13 protein-coding genes and 1 pseudogene are annotated in these 16,722 nt (G+C 60.1%); 6 read left to right on the forward strand and 8 right to left on the reverse strand.

Annotated elements, in window-relative coordinates; all coding sequences use genetic code 11:
* Positions 1-10 precede the first annotated feature (10 nt).
* From ACZZZ4_RS12080 to ACZZZ4_RS12090, 3 genes are all read left to right on the forward strand, one after another.
* Positions 11-622: a DUF4136 domain-containing protein gene (locus ACZZZ4_RS12080; RefSeq protein ID WP_310403752.1), complete on the forward strand. Its 612-nt coding sequence runs from the start codon at positions 11-13 to the stop codon at positions 620-622.
* A 41-nt stretch (positions 623-663) separates the two neighbouring features.
* Positions 664-1,221 carry a DUF4136 domain-containing protein gene (locus ACZZZ4_RS12085; protein WP_310403750.1) on the forward strand — a complete coding sequence of 186 codons (558 nt, stop codon included), beginning with the start codon at positions 664-666 and terminating at the stop codon, positions 1,219-1,221.
* Positions 1,222-2,914: 1,693 nt separating this feature from the next.
* On the forward strand, positions 2,915-4,912 hold the full coding sequence (locus tag ACZZZ4_RS12090; protein ID WP_463547892.1) for a pilus assembly protein TadG-related protein: 1,998 nt from the start codon (positions 2,915-2,917) through the stop codon (positions 4,910-4,912).
* Here ACZZZ4_RS12090 and ACZZZ4_RS12095 read toward each other — a convergent pair.
* Positions 4,897-7,659 (reverse strand): PAS domain-containing sensor histidine kinase, encoded by a 2,763-nt coding sequence (locus ACZZZ4_RS12095; protein ID WP_463547893.1) that lies wholly within the window; start codon positions 7,657-7,659, stop codon positions 4,897-4,899. The two genes, ACZZZ4_RS12090 and ACZZZ4_RS12095, sit on opposite strands and share 16 nt — an antisense overlap.
* Positions 7,656-8,102, reverse strand: a complete 447-nt coding sequence (locus tag ACZZZ4_RS12100; protein WP_282384933.1) for a TadE/TadG family type IV pilus assembly protein — start codon at positions 8,100-8,102, stop codon at positions 7,656-7,658. The genes ACZZZ4_RS12095 and ACZZZ4_RS12100 overlap by 4 nt, the downstream gene beginning before the upstream one ends.
* 75 nt (positions 8,103-8,177) lie before the next feature.
* Here ACZZZ4_RS12100 and ACZZZ4_RS12105 point away from each other — a divergent pair, with 75 nt between their 5' ends.
* Positions 8,178-8,648 (forward strand): A24 family peptidase, encoded by a 471-nt coding sequence (locus tag ACZZZ4_RS12105; RefSeq protein WP_129998121.1) that lies wholly within the window; start codon positions 8,178-8,180, stop codon positions 8,646-8,648.
* Between the two features lie 119 nt (positions 8,649-8,767).
* Entirely contained in the window at positions 8,768-9,535 is a 768-nt protein-coding gene (locus ACZZZ4_RS12110; protein WP_463547894.1) for a response regulator, read from the forward strand.
* 266 nt (positions 9,536-9,801) lie between these two features.
* Here the strand turns inward: ACZZZ4_RS12110 and ACZZZ4_RS12115 are convergent, their stop codons facing one another.
* A complete protein-coding gene (locus tag ACZZZ4_RS12115; protein WP_110603837.1) occupies positions 9,802-11,061 on the reverse strand; it encodes an IS256-like element ISPsy17 family transposase in 1,260 nt (419 codons plus the stop codon).
* Between the two features lie 21 nt (positions 11,062-11,082).
* Positions 11,083-12,593, reverse strand: a pseudogene (locus tag ACZZZ4_RS12120) (IS3 family transposase).
* A gap of 854 nt (positions 12,594-13,447) precedes the next feature.
* Between ACZZZ4_RS12120 and ACZZZ4_RS12125 the strand changes: the two are divergent.
* The gene (locus ACZZZ4_RS12125; RefSeq protein ID WP_024011438.1) at positions 13,448-13,810 is read left to right on the forward strand and encodes a DUF6124 family protein; all 363 of its coding nucleotides are present in this window, start codon (positions 13,448-13,450) and stop codon (positions 13,808-13,810) included.
* 112 nt (positions 13,811-13,922) lie between these two features.
* On the opposite strand, the gene ACZZZ4_RS12130 is transcribed toward ACZZZ4_RS12125, so the two are convergent.
* The 4 genes from ACZZZ4_RS12130 to ACZZZ4_RS12145 are packed head-to-tail and all read right to left on the reverse strand — an operon-like array spanning position 13,923 to position 16,721.
* Entirely contained in the window at positions 13,923-14,195 is a 273-nt protein-coding gene (locus ACZZZ4_RS12130; RefSeq protein ID WP_130927037.1) for a DUF3613 domain-containing protein, read from the reverse strand.
* Positions 14,196-14,204: 9 nt separating this feature from the next.
* Positions 14,205-14,927: a tetratricopeptide repeat protein gene (locus ACZZZ4_RS12135; protein ID WP_186567268.1), complete on the reverse strand. Its 723-nt coding sequence runs from the start codon at positions 14,925-14,927 to the stop codon at positions 14,205-14,207.
* A gap of 23 nt (positions 14,928-14,950) precedes the next feature.
* Positions 14,951-15,835, reverse strand: coding sequence for a type II secretion system F family protein (locus tag ACZZZ4_RS12140; protein ID WP_110647081.1), 885 nt, complete (start codon positions 15,833-15,835; stop codon positions 14,951-14,953).
* 1 nt (position 15,836) lies between these two features.
* Complete coding sequence (locus ACZZZ4_RS12145) at positions 15,837-16,721, reverse strand: type II secretion system F family protein (RefSeq protein ID WP_463547895.1); 885 nt, start codon at positions 16,719-16,721, stop codon at positions 15,837-15,839.
* Position 16,722 lies beyond the last annotated feature (1 nt).

Consider the following 16,722-nt stretch of genomic DNA (forward strand, 5'->3'; position numbering starts at 1 on the left):
GGAGCGCGACATGAAAGCTCAATGCGGGTTATTGCTGATGAGTCTGGGGTTGGCCGCCTGCCAAGGCAGCAACCCCTACGTGGCCCAGTCACGGCCGTTGCCGCCGGCACCGCCGCAGGCCGCCACCACCTTCGACCGCAGCGCCTACCCGGCGCCGCCGCGTGATTACGGGCGCTACCGCAATTGGGCCTGGCGCGACGGGCAGTTACCACCGGGCACGGCGTGGGCCGACTCGGCGCAGGTGGCCGAGGCGGTCAGCAACGCTCTCGACCAGCGCGGCTTGCGGCCGATGCGCGACAACCGCCCGGCCGACCTGCTGGTCAGCGCCGACCTGCGTCTGGAAACCCGATTGCGTCAGGTTCGCGACGACTACGGCTACTACGGTGGATACGGCGGCTATGATCGTTATGGTCGCGGTTACGGGATGTACAACAGCGTGCCGGTCATGCGCACCTATCAAGAGCAGGTCGTGGTGGTGCGGGTCGATCTGTTCGATGCCGGCAATGGTCAGCCAGTGTGGAGCGCCAGCGCCGAGACCGGCACCCAGGGCAATCAGATCGAACGCGCCGATGCGATCCGCGAGGCTGTGGAAAAAGCCATGGCGGCGTATCCTCCCAGCTGACGTCGTGTCAGCAGGTTCATGTCTTCACCCGGAGAAAAATCATGTTCCGCCGTCTCGCTCTACTCGCTGTTGCCGCGCTGCTCAGTGCCTGCGCCGCCAATCAGGTCAATCACGACTTCGACGCCAGCCGCGACTTCGCCGCTTATCGCAGCTGGAGCTGGAAAGACCCGGCCCTGCAATACCGCCCCGATGATCCGCGCATCAAGAGTGACCTGACCGAACAGCGCATTCGCCAGGCAGTGTCCGATCAACTCGATCAGCGCGGTTTGCGCCCGGCTGCTGGTGGCGGCAAGGGAGATCTGAGCGTGCAGACCTACCTGATCGTCGAGGACCGGCAGCAACAGGTGACGACCAATTACGGCGGCGGTTGGGGCGGCCCGTGGAACGGCTACTGGGGCGCGCCTATGTACAACGAAACGCGCAACATCACCTACAAGGTCGCGACCATTCAGATCGACCTGCTCGACGGCAAGGACGGCAAACTGGTGTGGCGTGGCAGCGATGAACAAATGCTCAGCAGCCGCCCGAATCCGGCCGATCGCAGCAATGCCATTCGCGAGACCGTGGCACGGATCCTGGCCAACTATCCACCGCGTTGAACCGCTCTGAACCGTCCCTGTGTGAGCGAGCCTGCTCGCGAAGGCGGCGGTACATTCAGCATCGTGATTGCCTGATCTGGCGCTTTCGCGAGCAAGCTCGCTCCCACAGGTTTCGGTGTTGAACGAATGATCTTCAACCCGGCATAAATCCCTGTGGGAGTGGGCTTGCCCACGAAGGCGGCGGTGCATCCAACATCTTGATTGCCTGATCTGGCGCTTTCGCGAGCAGGCTCGCTCCCACAGGTTTCGGTGTTGAACGAATGATCTTCAACCAGGCATAAATCCCTGTGGGAGTGGGCTTGCCCACGAAGGCGGCGGTACATTCAACATTTTGATTGCCTGATCTGGCGCTTTCGCGAGCAGGCTCGCTCCCACAGGTTTCGGTGTTGAACGAATGATCTTCAACCAGGCATAAATCCCTGTGGGAGTGGGCTTGCCCACGAAGGCGGCGGTACATTCAGCATCGTGATTGCCTGATCTGGCGCTTTCGCGAGCAGGCTCGCTCCCACAGGGTTCGGTGTTGAACGAATGATCTTGAACCCGGCATAAATCCCTGTGGGAGTGAGCTTGCTCACGAAGGCGGCGGCACATTCAACATTTTGATTGCCTGATCTGGCGCTTTCGCGAGCAAGCTCGCTCCCACAGGTTTCGGTGTTGAACGAATGATCTTCAACCCGGCATAAATCCCTGTGGGAGTGGGCTTGCCCACGAAGGCGGCGGTACATTCAACATCGTGATTGCCTGACCTGACGCTTTCGCGAGCAAGCTCGCTCCCACAGGTTTCGGTGTTGAACGAATGATCTTGTACCCTGCACAAATCCCTGTGGGAGTGAGCTTGCTCACGAAGGCGGCGGTACATTCAACATCTTGATTGCCTGACCTGACGCTTTCGCGAGCAAGCTCACTCCCACAGGGTTCGGTGTTGAACGAATGATCTTGAACCCTGCACAAATCCCTGTGGGAGTGGGCTTGCCCACGAAGGCGTCGGTACATTCAGCATCGTGATTGCCTGATCTGGCGCTTTCGCGAGCAAGCTCGCTCCCACAGGTTTCGGTGTTGAACGAATGATCTTCAACCCGGCATAAATCCCTGTGGGAGTGGGCTTGCCCACGAAGGCGGCGGTACATTCAACATCGTGATTGCCTGACCTGACGCTTTCGCGAGCAAGCTCGCTCCCACAGGTTTCGGTGTTGAACGAATGATCTTGTACCCTGCACAAATCCCTGTGGGAGTGAGCTTGCTCACGAAGGCGGCGGTACATTCAACATCTTGATTGCCTGACCTGACGCTTTCGCGAGCAAGCTCACTCCCACAGGGTTCGGTGTTGAACGAATGATCTTGAACCCTGCACAAATCCCTGTGGGAGTGGGCTTGCCCACGAAGGCGTCGGTACATTCAGCATCGTGATTGCCTGATCTGGCGCTTTCGCGAGCAAGCTCGCTCCCACAGGTTTCGGTGTTGAACGAATGATCTTCAACCCGGCATAAATCCCTGTGGGAGTGGGCTTGCCCACGAAGGCGGCGGTACATTCAACATTTTGATTGCCTGATCTGGCGCTTTCGCGAGCAGGCTCGCTCCCACAGTGGGCGGTAGCCCTCTAAATGACGCGGCGCCAGCGCGCTTGCTCCTCCGTGTCTACACTCCTTTTTACCAACGCAGGTAGCTCGGCACTGCGCCGGCAAAGGAGTGCGCCATGTCGCCAGGATCGCAAGGCAACGGCCCGGCCCGGCAACGCGGGGCGATCGGCTTGATGGCGGCTGCCACCCTGAGTCTGGCGCTGGTGATGATGTTGCTGGTGGTCGACAGCGGTCGCCTGTACATGGAACAGCGCAAATTGCAGCGGGTGGTGGATACCGCCGCCCTCGAAGCGGTCAGTCGCGGCGGCAATTGCCTGCCCGGGCTGAGCGCCGCCAGTTATGCCGGGCAAAGTGCGCTGCGCAATGGTTACGTGGTGGATGCCGCCAATACACTCGCGACCACCTGCGGCACATTGGCCACCGCTGCCAGCGGTATGCGCAGTTTCACTGTCGATGCCACGCAATCAAGCGCAGTCAAAGTCGCCGCCAGTCGTACGGTCACCAGCAGTTTTGCTGGTGGTGTGCGGGCGTTGTTCAGCGCTACACCGGTCAGCCTCAACACCACACTCAATGCTTCGGCAGTTGCCGCGAAACCGCAGCCGACCGTCGCCCAACTGAATATCCGCAGCACCCTCGCCAGCATCGACACGGCGCAGTCGAACATCCTCAACCCGCTGTTTTCCGGGCTGCTCGGCGGCAACGTCAACCTCACGGCGGTGGGCTGGGACGGCTTGCTGCACACCGATATCAACCTGCTCAAATACCTCGATCAACTGGCAATCAACCTCAATGTCGGCGCCGGCAATTACACCCAGTTGCTCAACACCCAGGCAACGGTGACGCAGCTGATCCAGGCCGCCGCAACGGTGGTGCAACTCAACGGCGCGACTGCGCAAGTGGTCACCGCGCTGGGCCAGTTGCAGGTCGCCGCCATCAATGCAGCACCGGTCAGACTCGGCGAGATCCTGCAACTGCAAACCGGCACTACGGCGGCGGGGCTGGATGCCAATGTGCAATTGCTGCAACTGGTGCAGGGCATGGTGCAACTGGCCAACAGCAAGAGCGCGGTGGCGGCGACCTTGCCGGTCAACGTGCTGGGGCTGGCCGGTGTCACGGTGCGGGTGAAGGTGATCGAGCCGCCGCAATTCTCGGCGATTGGCGACCCGGCGCGGTCCAAGGCCGATCCGTTGGGACCGGACCGGATTTATGTGCGCACCGCGCAGGTGCGCACGTTGTTGTCGGTGAATTTGCCGGTGCTCTCGGGGGTGACGGGGCTGACGAATGCGGTGCTGGGCCTGGTCGGTACGCTGACGCCGACGCTCAATGCACTGTTGAGCCTGAATCTGGTGGACACCCTCAATTCCGTGTTCTGCCTGTTGGGCGCCGGTTGCCAACAGCTCGATCCGAAGCTGCTGCCCTCACCGCGGATCGATATCGCGCTGGATGCCGGCGGGGCGAAAAGCTATGTCACCGATTACCGTTGTCCGACCGGCGACAGCGGCAGCAAAAGCCTGACCGCCGCCGCCACAACCTCTCTGGCTGATCTCAAGCTCGGCAAGATCGATCCCATCGCAGCGTTCTCTTCAGTCGCTGAACCAACGGTGGCGCCGCTGCCGCTGGTCGATCTCGGCATCATCACCTGCCACAGGATTCTCGGCATCGGCAGTTGCGATGCCGCCTCCCACGTCCAGTACGGCGCCGGCGGCATCGCCCTGAAACTCGACACCAGCGTCGCGCAGACCACGCAAAATCTGCTGTTCTCCAGCACCACACCCTTCGCCACCCCGGCCAATCTAAACCGGCCGCCGAGCCTGCTGTCCGCCGCGCCGACCAGCAACATCGTCGGCAGCCTGGCGAACACCCTGTCGGGCATCAACCTGATCGTCTACAAACCTGTGGGCAGCAATCCGCTGGGCGCCATCGTCACCGGTGTGGCCTCGTTGATCAGCGACGTCAGCAACCGCTTGTTGCCGGTGGTCACCGGTTTGATCAGCCCATTGCTCGATCCACTGTTGAACAATCTGCTCAAAGGCCTGGGCATCAATCTGATGAACACCGAGGTGGGCGCCAACATGACCTGCGGGCAGACCGGCAAGGCTTATCTGGTGATCTGATCATCCGTGGCGATCGGCAATTCGATGCAGAACCGTGCGCCCTCCGTGGAGTTGCGCACGCTCAATTGCCCGCCCATGTTGGCGATGATGCCGTAGCTCACCGACAAGCCCAAGCCGGTGCCGACGCCAATCGGCTTGGTGGTGAAGAACGGCTCGAAGATCCGCTCGAGCAAACGTGGATCGATGCCGCCGCCGTTATCCTCGACCCACAACCGCACACTTTCTTCGTCACGCTCGGCGTAGATCGAAATCCATGGCTTGAACGCTGAGTCGCTGTCGCGTTTGCCGAGCAGGGCGTCGCGGGCGTTGACCATCAGATTGATCAGCACCTGCTCCAACTGATCGATGTGGCCGCGCACCTGCGCTTCGAAACCGGTCTCGCTGATGCGCAGGTCGACACCTTTACCGCGCATGCCCTCGGCCAGCAGCGACAGGGTGCCTTCGATGGCTTGGGCCGGGTTGAACAACTGTTGTTCGATTTCCGAGCGCCGACCGAATACGCGCATGTGGTCGACGACTTTCGCCGCGCGTTGCACCTGAGCGTCGATGCGGTTGAGTTTTTCGGTCAGGTAATCGACCTGCACATCACCGTTGCCGAGGCGCTTGAGCACGTTGACGATGGCCATGCGCATGACGTTCAGCGGTTGATTGATCTCGTGGGCGAGGCCGGTGGCCATTTCGCCGAGGGTGGCCATTTTCGCGCTTTGGGTGAGTTGCTGTTGCGAGCGGCGCACCTCGGTGTTGTCGCGGCCCACCGCCTGCACTTCGATCAACTGTCCCTGCTCATCGAACACGCCGCGATCCGACCAGACCCACCAGGCGTGTTCGCGTCCGGGCAATTGCAGGCTGATTTCCGCTGTACTCACTGGCTGTTCCGGCGTCAGTTGGCTCAGCCGCTGCACAAAAGCGCCGCGCTGTTCCTCGGACATCCAGCCGCCCAGATCAACCCCGGGCAGTTGTTCCGGGGTGCATTCCAGATAAGTCGCCAACGGTCGGTTGCCAAAGATCAGCATCAGGTCGGGGCGATACCGGCAGATCATTGCCGGCGAATCCTCCACCAGAATCCGGTAGCGCTCTTCGCTCTGGCGGACCTGCTCGGCAGCAAGCGTTGCGTCGGTGACGTCCAGCCACAAGCCCACCGCCTCGACCGGCAGGCCGAGATCGTTGCGCAGCAGTTTTGCCTCATCGAGCAGCCAATGGTACTCGCCACGGCGGTCACGCAAGCGATAACGCGCACGCACCGAGCCTTCGCGCAGCAACTGACGGTTGCGCTGGAAATACAGTTCACGGTCGTCGGGATGGACGTGCTCGACCAGTGTTGCTGCATCGCAATCTTCCAGCGTCCAGCCCAGCAAGGGTTGCAGGCTGGCGCTGAAAAATTCGGGAACCAGCGCGCCTTCTGCATAGCGCTGCACGTAGATCACTGCCGGCGAACTGGCGATCAGATTATCCAGCCGCGCATGGGCTGCGGCGGCGCGCTGCTGTTGATTCTGGATGTCGCTGATATCGAGCATGAACCCGACCAGACGCCGGTGTTCACCCGTGCCACTGACCTGGCCCTGAATCCGATACCACGTCGCGGTTGCGCCGACCTCCGCTGGGCGCAGGCGCACGCTCAGGGTCAGCGTTTCGCCCTGCAACTGCAGGGCGCGCAAACGGCTGCGCAACTCATCGCGGTCGGCGTGATGAAACAGCGACAGCCAATCTTCTACCGGCAGCAGGCGATCGCTGAGATTCAGTGCCGATGCCAGCGACGGCGCCAGTGCAATCAGCTCTTCGGCACTGATTTCCCACCAGCCGGCGCCGAGCAGGTTTTGCAGTGAGTCCAGGCGCTCCATCGATTGCACATGGCGCTGCTCGCGCAAGCGACTGAGCAGCGGCCCGGCCAGCGCGCCGGCCAGGGACAGCCAGTCGCGATCGCTCAGCCATGGTGCCACGTTGTCGACCGTGTAAAACCCGCAAAGCAGCCATGCGACCACGCCTTGATCATTGCTGTAGGGCACAGCGAAACCGTTGGCGTTGCCGAACGTGGCCTGCAATCGCGAGTGTTCATAACGGCCCTGCTGGCCGGCGAGGCGTTGCGGCGCGCTACCGTTGAGGCTGTCCAGCGGTGTGCCCAATGGCTGACCGTCCTCCCACAATTGTGGAGCATCATGGCCGCGAAACTGTTGATGAATCTGCCAGCCCTGGGCCTGTTCATCGAGCAAGGCCACGGCCAGACAGGGGATGTGCCAGCGCTGGGCGATCGCCTGCAATTGTTCACCAAGCACCGTCGGCAGGCGCGTCAGGCTGCACGTGCGCAGATGATCACTGACCTGCGCGGCGAGCGTCTGGCAGGCGTCGCGGTCGTGCGATTGCTGACGTTCGAGCAACAGGTCAGCGATGTCGAGCAGTTGCAGCAGCCAGCCGTCACCCAATGGTTGTACCCAACCACGCAGGTGCAGCGGCTGATCATTCAGGCCGGGAAAGTCGAGATCGAGCAATTGCCCGTGCCAGTCCCGCGGCTGACCTTCGATGGTCAGCAGGCTATGCGGCAGCAGATAGGCGCTGAGCGGCAACGGCTGGTCGTTGAGTTTGTGCTGGGCGAGCAAATGCCGCAGCGGGCCGGCGATCTGCAGCACCTCGCCGTCGCCATTCAGATAGAAATGCAGGCCGGTGGGCGGCGCGCCGAGTCGGTCCGGCAACTCAAGAACAGCGCTGGGGGCACGCTTGAGCAAACGGCCGAAGAGCTTATCGCCGGCGGTCAAAATTGCAGGCTCGAGCGGGCGGTCAGGTGCGTGGGCAGATTGGGCACCGTGCCGATCCCGGGCAGCACCAGAAACGGCATGATCTGGTTGAGCTTGCTCACCGGGTAATTGACGCTGACGGTCAGGGTGCCAGTCCCCGCGTCGTACGCCGCACTGGTGTCGGTCCCGACCACCAGATTCAAGGCCGAGGGCAGCCATTGCAGTTGCTGGGTCAGCGCGGCATTGGCGGTGTTGACCAGCACCGTCGAATAGTTCGGCGTGGTCGGGTCCACCGCGACACTGCGGCGCACCGCCTCAGCGGTGGCCTGGTTGAACGATTGCATCATCACGAAGGGCAGGCCGTAGCTGACCAGCCCGTAAAACACCGCGAAAAAGATGATGAACACCAAGGCGAATTCGATCGCCACCGCACCTTTTTGCGACCTGCGAAAGCCGTTTTTCATGCGTGCGTCTACCCTGACAGTCACTGCGTAGTATCAGCATAGAATCAATCAGCCAAAACGGACGGCTTTCAGCGGATGCAGATTTCACTTGTTCTGATCTGGCTGGCGATCTGCGCCGCGCAAGATGCCCGGCAGCGGCGTATTTCCAACGCATTGACGTTGGGCGTCGGCGCGCTGGCGCTGGTCTGGTTGCTCGCGACCGGCACCACCTGGTTGGGCGCCGAGGCAGGGCAGGGTGGATGGGCCTGCCTGATTGCTTTGCTGCTGACGCTGCCCGGTTACGCCTTGGGACGCATGGGCGCCGGCGATGTGAAATTAATGACAGCCCTGGCTCTTGCGACGAACGGCATATTCGTTCTTGGCGCGTTTATCGGTGCTGGAGTAGCCAGCGTGATTTGGCTGCTGCTTGCGCCAAAAGTCTGGCCCCATATCGGTCAAGGGCTTAGAGAGCACGTACGCCATCTCGCTCCGGACAAGTCAAAAAAGCTGCCATTTGCGCCGTTCGTGTGGGTAGGTGTAGTGCTCTCGCTGTACTGGATCACCTGATCGCGGGGTGCCACTAGTCCTATGTACATAGTCGGAAAGTGGGTCTACTTTCAATTCAGGCGAATACGCCACCAAAGTGCAGGAATCGTCAGCGTTGGCCCGAGCAAATGGAGTGGTTCGTGAACAAGCCTAGTGCGGTAAAAATCCTCGTGGTCGACGATCAGCCGCTGATCGTCGAAGAACTCTGTGAGTTTCTTGAGAGCAGTGGTTACCGTTGCGTGCCGTGCGAGTCGAGTCTCGAAGCCATCGAGCTGTTCAGGGCTGACCCGGACATTGGTCTGGTGCTGAGTGATTTGCACATGCCGGACATGGACGGCATCGAGTTGATCCAGGCGTTGCAGCGGCTGGCCGGCAAACAGCGGGTGTTCGAGGCGATCATGCTCACCGGGCGCGCTGACAAGCAGGATGTGATCAAGGCGTTGCGTGCGGGGATCGCCGATTACTATCAGAAGCCGATTGATCTGGCAGAGTTGCTTGAGGGTGTGCAGCGCCAGGAACTGGCTTTGCAGGAGCGGCAGAAGAATCTGCATCTGGGGCATTTGAATCAGAAGTTGCAGTTTTTGTCCGAGTCGATTGATGACCTTTATCAGGATCTGGACAAGGTGCGGCGCTCGCCCGTGCCGGTGGTGAGTGATGGTGAGCCTGAGTCTGTGGAGATGCCGGCGGTGTTCAGTCAATTGTCGCCCCGGCAGTTGGACGTGGCGCGGTTGGTGGGCAAGGGGCAGACCAATTATCAGATTGCCTGTGAGTTGGGGATTACCGAGAACACGGTGAAGTTGTATGTGTCGCAGGTGTTGCGGTTGACGCATATGCATAATCGGACGCAGTTGGCTTTGGCGCTTTCTCCTGGTAGTTCGGCGGGGCGGCAGCGGGTTACTGCGCATTGACTTGGCGGCCTTTGGGCCGACCATGCTTTGGGTGGTTGGGGTGAATATCCGTTTTTTTGGTGTCGCTGATTACGGTTCCGCCCTTACGGCGGGTCACTTTTGGCAAACGCGGTGCGTGTCAACGTATCTGTCGCTTCAGGCTGTTTTAGGAGTCTATTACGCCCTTGTTTCAGGGCGCTCTGGATTCAGGTAAACAGCGTTTGCGGGGAGTATCAGTTTTTTTGTGTTCGGGCTGGTTAGGGCCTGCCGTCAGGCAGGCCGTTGTTTTACCAGCTCGGTCTGGTAAATCGGTCTCCGTACAGGATCGCAAATTGATTCATCGCCACTTTCCAGTCGTGTGCCGCATGACCCCAGTTGGCGGTGATGTTGCGCAACCCAAGCCATATCAGTTTTGTCGCAGCCTCATCGGTCGGGAAGTGTCCTCGAGTTTTGATGATCTTGCGTAACTGGGCATTGATGCTCTCGATGGCATTGGTCGTGTAAACCACTTTGCGGATGCCCGCCGGGAAAACAAAAAACGGTATAACCCGATCCCAGGCGCGACGCCATGCAGCAACCACAGTCGGATACTGCTTGCCCCAAGGCCCCGCTTCAAAGGCGTTAAGCTCTTGCTCAGCCACATCGGCATTGATCGCCTGGTAGATCGGCTTGAGTGCTTTGGCCAGTGCCCGACGTTTATCCCAAGCAGCATAATCCAGGCTGTTGCGGATCAGATGCACGATGCAGGTTTGCAGCGTCGTGGCAGGAAAAACCGCCCCCAACGCCTCCGGTATTCCTTTGAGGCCATCCGTGACGGCGATCAGAACATCTTCAACGCCACGAGTCTTGAGGTCGTTGAACACCTTCATCCAAAACTTGGCGCCCTCGGTGCTCTCGATCCAGATACCCAGAATGTCGCGCGTGCCATCAGGTAATACCCCCAGCGCCAGATAAATAGCCTTGTTGCGTACTAACCCCTCGTCCCGGATTTTGACCCGTAGCGCATCGAAGAAGATCACCGGATACATCGGTTCCAAGGGTCGTTGTTGCCAGGCACCGACCTCTTCCATGACCGCATCGGTGACTGAGCTGATGAAGTCATGGGACACGTCAGTTCCATACTGCTCAGACAGAAAAGCGCGGATCTCACGCACCGTCATGCCCCGGGCGTACATGGCAATTATCTTGTCGTCGAAGCCTGTAAAACGGCGTTCGTGCTTGGGAATCAGGATCGGGGCGAAGCTACCATCGCGGTCTCTGGGGATATCCAGACGAAGAGGGCCGTCGTCAGTCAGGACAGTTTTGCCACTCTTGCCATTGCGCTGATTGGTCGACTCCTCAGGGCGCTCCGCGCCCTGAGGATAACCAAGGTGGTGACCCAGCTCGGCACCTAGAGCACGCTCGATCAGAGCCTTCTTGAACGCCATGGACGCGTCTTGAATGGCTTCGGCGCTCATCGGGCCTTTAACAAACTGCTCGATCAGCTCTTGGGGAATCGAGGGCAACTCCCTCGCTGTTGCATTGGCGGACTTCTTTTTGGTCGGCATACATGTACCTCTAGCTACATGTTATGCCCGAACACAAAATTTCTGACAGTCTCCGTTTGCGAGTTTCCAATTACGTACTTCGCCGCTCCAACGGCTAGGGTTAGTTGCTTTGGCTGCCTTGTAAAGATTCTCCCGTGCCTGCAGTAACGCAGGTGCCTTGCCTTCGTGACGCTCATTGGGCGTCACGTATTTCAAGGCGCTATGACGATGCTCGTCGTTGTACCACTCAACGAATTTCTGCACCCAGAGTCGTGCTTCCGTGAGGTTGTCGAAGGGCCGCTCGGGCCACAGCGGGCAATACTTAGCCGTACGAAAAAGCGCTTCGGCATAGGCGTTGTCATTGCTTACTCGGGGTCGGCTGAACGACGGTTCGACGCCCAATGCAATCATGCTTTCTCGAAGAAGCGAGCCTCTCATTACGTGACCGTTGTCCGAGTGCAGTACCAGCGGACGACCCGCCGTACGCTCTCGTAAGCATCCTTTTTCAAGCAGTACGCATGCATGTTCTGCGCGTTCGGATTCGTGTACTTCGTTGGTCACTAATTTGCGGCTATAGATGTCTTTGACCATGTACCAGTAGTAAAAGCGACCTTTAACGGTGGTGGGTAACCACGTGATATCCCAACACCAAACTCGATTTGGGGCATCAGCACAATGTGTGGTCAAAGCTCGGCGCTTCGGAGCTTTGGCTCGGCCTCGACGGCTATTCTGATTTGCCTCTTTCAGCACCCGATAGAATGTTGATTCCGATGCCAGATAGATACCTTCGTCAGCTAACTTCGGGACAATCTGGTGCGGTGTCAGACTCGCGTAGCCAGGTTGATTAGCAGCATCCAAAACAGCCTGACGCTCTGCGACGCTGAGTTTGTTGGACGGTGCTTCGCGCTTGATGATCTGGCGCTTGTCGGCTTCGCAGTGTCGCCAACGCTGAACCGTCCGCAAACACAGCCCGATCTCTTTGCATGCACGAAACCGACGAGCACCACTTGCTACTGCCTCAGCGATCAGGCCCAAAGCCTGCACACGATCAGGGGCGCTGATCAGCCTTCCTTGTCCTTGCCCCAGATCGCATTGGCTTTTTTTCTGAGTTCCAGTAAAGCGACCGCCTCCTTGCAATCAGCATCGGATCGAAGCAGTTGTCGCTCCAGCTCCTTTATCCGTATTTGCTCGGTGGTCGGTTTTTTGTTGGGCTGAGGCTCCATCGCAGTGTTGGCATTCTGGCAAGCTTGGCGCCATTGCTGAATCTGCTCAGGATAAATGCCCTTGATTCGGCAATATTGTGAAAGCTCTACCTCGCTCAACGGCGCGGTTTCCAGAACGGCGTTGAATTTGTCGGCGCTGGACCACTGATTGCTGGTTTTATTATTCCCAGGAACAATCAATCCTTTATCTCTAGCCATTTGCCTCCAGTTTCGCAGTGACTGTGGGGTGACGCCGATTGCAACGGCGAGCTCTGCTACGGAACGGTTTAAGGGCGGCATCATTTGAAGAACAGCCCAGTCTCTGAAGTCATCGTCATAACGCTTCGGCATTGCTAGACACCTTCGCCCCCATGAATGGTTGAGTCAATCAACAGAGGTGACAGGTAGGCTGACACGGGGGGAACGCCCCAAAAGTAACCAAAAGGTCTTCGCCCTGACGTTCGGCCCGCTCGCTGGGGCTCGGGGTTCCTTCGCTCCGGGATCGATCCTGTCGCAGCGGCTACGGTTTGCTTCGCTGCACCTCCTTCCGCTGTGTCTGGCTGCGCCAGACGGTCGCTGCGCTCCCACGCCCGGATCAATCCCTCCACTCAGCCTGCCGACGGGCTCCAAGATCAAAATCTACTCGAGCTTGCGCTCATTGTTGAGTGGTGCGGCTTCGCCGCGGGCAGCTGCGCAGCTTTTGCTTTCTGTGGGAGCGAGCCTGCTCGCGAAGGCGGCCTGACAGCCGACCTGTTTTTGAGTCTTACGCGATCCAACTGTAGGAGCTGCCGAAGGCTGCGATCTTTTGATTTTGATTTTGCTGTTCTGTAGGAGTGAGCCTGCTCGCGATGAGGCCAGTCGGTCCGCCGATAACTCGAAGTCGTTTAAATCTGTTTCAAAATAACCAGAACCTTCCCACAAGGTTTTCAGGTTGTCCGTCGGACGTCGGGTCACTAGTCTCTGGCTGTCGCTGACAACTCAGCGGCCAGGTGTGGAAACCTGAAATTCAAGTAGTTGCTTTGCATTGCTACCGTAATCGTTGTCGGCGTGTTCGTTCGTCTGCAAACTGTGTCGCGGCGGCTGTGCGTGGGCAGACTTTGGTCTGGCCGGTTGCCTACTTATCGGTTTTCCACCCTGCGTACAGCTGCCACCTTTTGTCGTGTGGAAACGACAGAAGAGGGCGTCACAGCCAAGTAGGAGTTCTCATGGACAAACTCATCCCAGACCCACCCCCATCCCCCACCACCCCGCTCGAAGACGCCATGCGCGCCGACGATCTGGTGAAAAACCGCGAAGCGATAAAACGCGCGCTCGATTTCTATCTCTGCCCCGAACCTGCAAAACCGCATCCGCCCAGCACGCTGTTCATGGTGGTGCCCAATGTCGATACCGAAAGCCTGTTGGCGCATGCCTGTGAGTCGCTGGCGTCAGCGAGTGCGATGGCGAGTAATTTCGCTGGCGAGTTGAGCGGGTTTCAGCGCAGCACAGCGTTGGCGATTCAGCAGATTGTCATGCTGGCGGAGTTGGCGGTGAATCGGGCGCTGGATCGGGTTGATCCGCAGAGCTGACCTGCGACCGCGTTATCGTTCTTCGCGAGCAGGCTCGCTCCCACAGGGGAAATGCATTGCAAACTGTGGGAGCGAGCCTGCTCGCGAAGGGGCCTTCAAGGGCACCACCAGACTAATTCTTGCTCTCGATCTTCCCGCCCGCATCCGGATCGTAAAAATCCGGGATCTCGTATTGGTATTTCTTCAACCAGCGCTGCATCGCCAGTTCGCGTTCGGTGGCTGTTGCACTCTGAGGTTTCGGCGAGGCGGCTTTGTTGCGGCTTTGCAGGACCAGCCAGCCTTCGGTTTCCTGTTGCTGCGCCGAGGCCGGGCCGGTGTCGATGGCGTGGGCGCCGAGGGGCAGGGTGAGCAGGGTCAGGTAGCACAGGCCTTTGCGGATGGTCATGGCTGTCTCCTATTCGAGCGTCGGCGGTAGCGGGTCGATGAAGGCGGCGACGCGGTCGCCGGGTGTGGCTTTGGCGTGGGTCGGGGCTTTGAGTTTTTCCGCGCGTTGCTGCGCTTCGGTGAATTGTTCCGGGGTCAGTTTCGAGCGGCTGACGATTTCCGCGGCTTGCGGCCAGTCGTTCTGGTAGAGCAGCAGGGTGACCATGTTCAGCGTCGCCAGTTGATTGTTCTGGCTCAGCTCGATGGCGGTGAGGAATTCGAATTTCGCTTCGTTGAGGCGCAGTTGGTTGAGGTAGACCACGCCGAGGTCATTGCGGATTTTTTCGTCGGTGGGCGCCAGGCGCGCGGCGCGTTGCAGGTGGGCCTGGGCCTGGCCGTTGTCGCCACGGGCGGCGTAGACCTGGCCCAGGCCATGTTCGGCCTGGGCGGTGAGGCAGCCGCCGAGCAGGCTGCGGTAGAGCGGCTCGGCTTCGCTGCGACCGAGCAGGCGATAGACCTTGGCTTTGCGCAGGCGCACTTCGCTGAGGTTGTCCGGCAGGCTTTGCAGGTTGGCGAGGCTGGCGTGGAGCTTGCCGTCGCTGGCCAGATCATCGGCGAGGTTCAGCGACAGTTCCTGCTCCGAGGTCAGTTTGCTGCAGCTGGACGGCGACAGCAGCGAGGTCCACGGCGCCTGGCCATCCGTGGCGCAGCCGCTGAGCAGCAACAGACTTGCCATGACTATCAGTACTTTCATCAAACGCTCTCCATGAGCCAAGGTCAGTTTGCGAAGGCGCGGGCGATGGCGGTGAAACCCGGGCCGGCGAGTACGATCAGCAGGGCGGGAAACAGAAACAGCATCATCACCACCGACATCTTCGCGGACATTTTCGAGATGTATTCCTGCAGCCGGGTCAGGCGTCGGTCGTCCAGTAATTGCTTGAGCGCCAGCAGTGATTTCATCGCACCGCCGCCCTGGTGGATCAGTTGCTGGAGGATCACGCAGGTGTCGGTGAATTCGTCCACCGCGAGCATCACCGCGGTCTTGTTCAGCTCCTGACCCAGCTCCAGACCCGAGTCGACGCGGCTGAGGATCAGGCGCAGTTCGCTGGTCAGTTCCGGCAGCAGTTTCTGCGCTTCGACGCTGAGCACGCGCAGCGCTTGTTCCACGGCCATGCCGGATTCAAAGAGGATGCGCAGCAGCGGAATGAACGTGGAGATTTCCACGGCGATGGTTTTCTGCCGGCGGGCGGCGGCGTAGGCGAGCAGGCGTTTGGGCAAGAGATAGCCGCCGCCCGCAGCGAACATCGGCGCCATCCAGCGGTGGCTGGTCTGCGGGAAAAACACTTCCTGCAAAAAGATCGCCAGCCCCAGAGCGAGCAGCGGCGTGCCGATCTGGCAGGCGGCGAAGAGCGCGCGTTCGTTGGCGCGGCGCCAGCCGAGGCGGCCGAGCAGGGTCTGGGTTTCGCTGTCGATGCTCACCGAGCCCCGGCCGAAACGGCTGTTGCCCAGCGCGCGCAGCCAGTGGCCGAAACGGTTCTCCCGGACCAATTGGCCGTGCAAGCGCTGATGCACCTGACGCACGCGGCGGCGTTCGGTGAGCAGGTGATTGCCCAGCAATAACAGCGAACCGAGGAGCAACAGCAGCGCGGCGAGCCAGACCATTTCAAACGCTCCGCAACATGCGCCACAGCGCCAGACTGCCCAGCACCTGCAACGCGGCGGCGCTGAGCAGCATGGTCTGGCCGCTTTCGTCGTGCCACATGCCGAGCATGTAGCCGGGGTTGGTCAGCATGAAGTAGCTCACCAGAATCAACGGCAGCAAACCGAGCACCCAAGCAGTCATGCGCGTTTCCCCGGTAAGGGCGCGCAGCTGCCGCGCGCCCTGGTCGCGCTCGCGGATCAGTTTGATCAGGTTCTCCAGCAGTTCACTGGCGTTGCCGCCGTAGCGGTGATTGACCTTCAGGCCGAGGGCGAACATGCGCAGTTCGTCCTGCTCGTAGAGTTCGGCGAAATCGCTGACCGCATCGGGCAGGTTCACCCCCAGTTGCACGTTGCGCTGCACCCGGCCCATGGCTGCTTTCAAGGGATCTTCACTGGCCTCGATGCCGCCCAGCACCGCATCGCTGAGCGTGCGCCCCGACTTGAGGCTGCGCACGGTGTGGTCGAGCAATTGCGGCAGTTGCTCGATCATGCGGCGGATCCTCCGCCGGTAACGAATGGCGATGTACAGCCGCAACGCCACGGGCGGGACGATCAACATGATCAGCAACCCAACCCAGCTCCCGAGCAGGAATCCCAGGCCCATCGCCACTGCCCACAGGCTCAGCCACAGGCTGAAACGCTCGCTCGGCCGACCCAGTCCTGCACGCAGAAACATGCGCTCCAGTCCCACCCACCTGGTCTGCTCGACGGCCAGTTGCGGTTGCCCGGCGGCGAGTCGATTGAGGACTCTCTTCGTCGCGGTCTTGCGCAGGCCTTGCAGGAACAGATAGATCGACAGCCCGAGCAGCATCAGGCAAATGGCGATGAGAATGATCGGTCCCAGCATC

Source organism: Pseudomonas sp. AC252 (assembly GCF_979258105.1).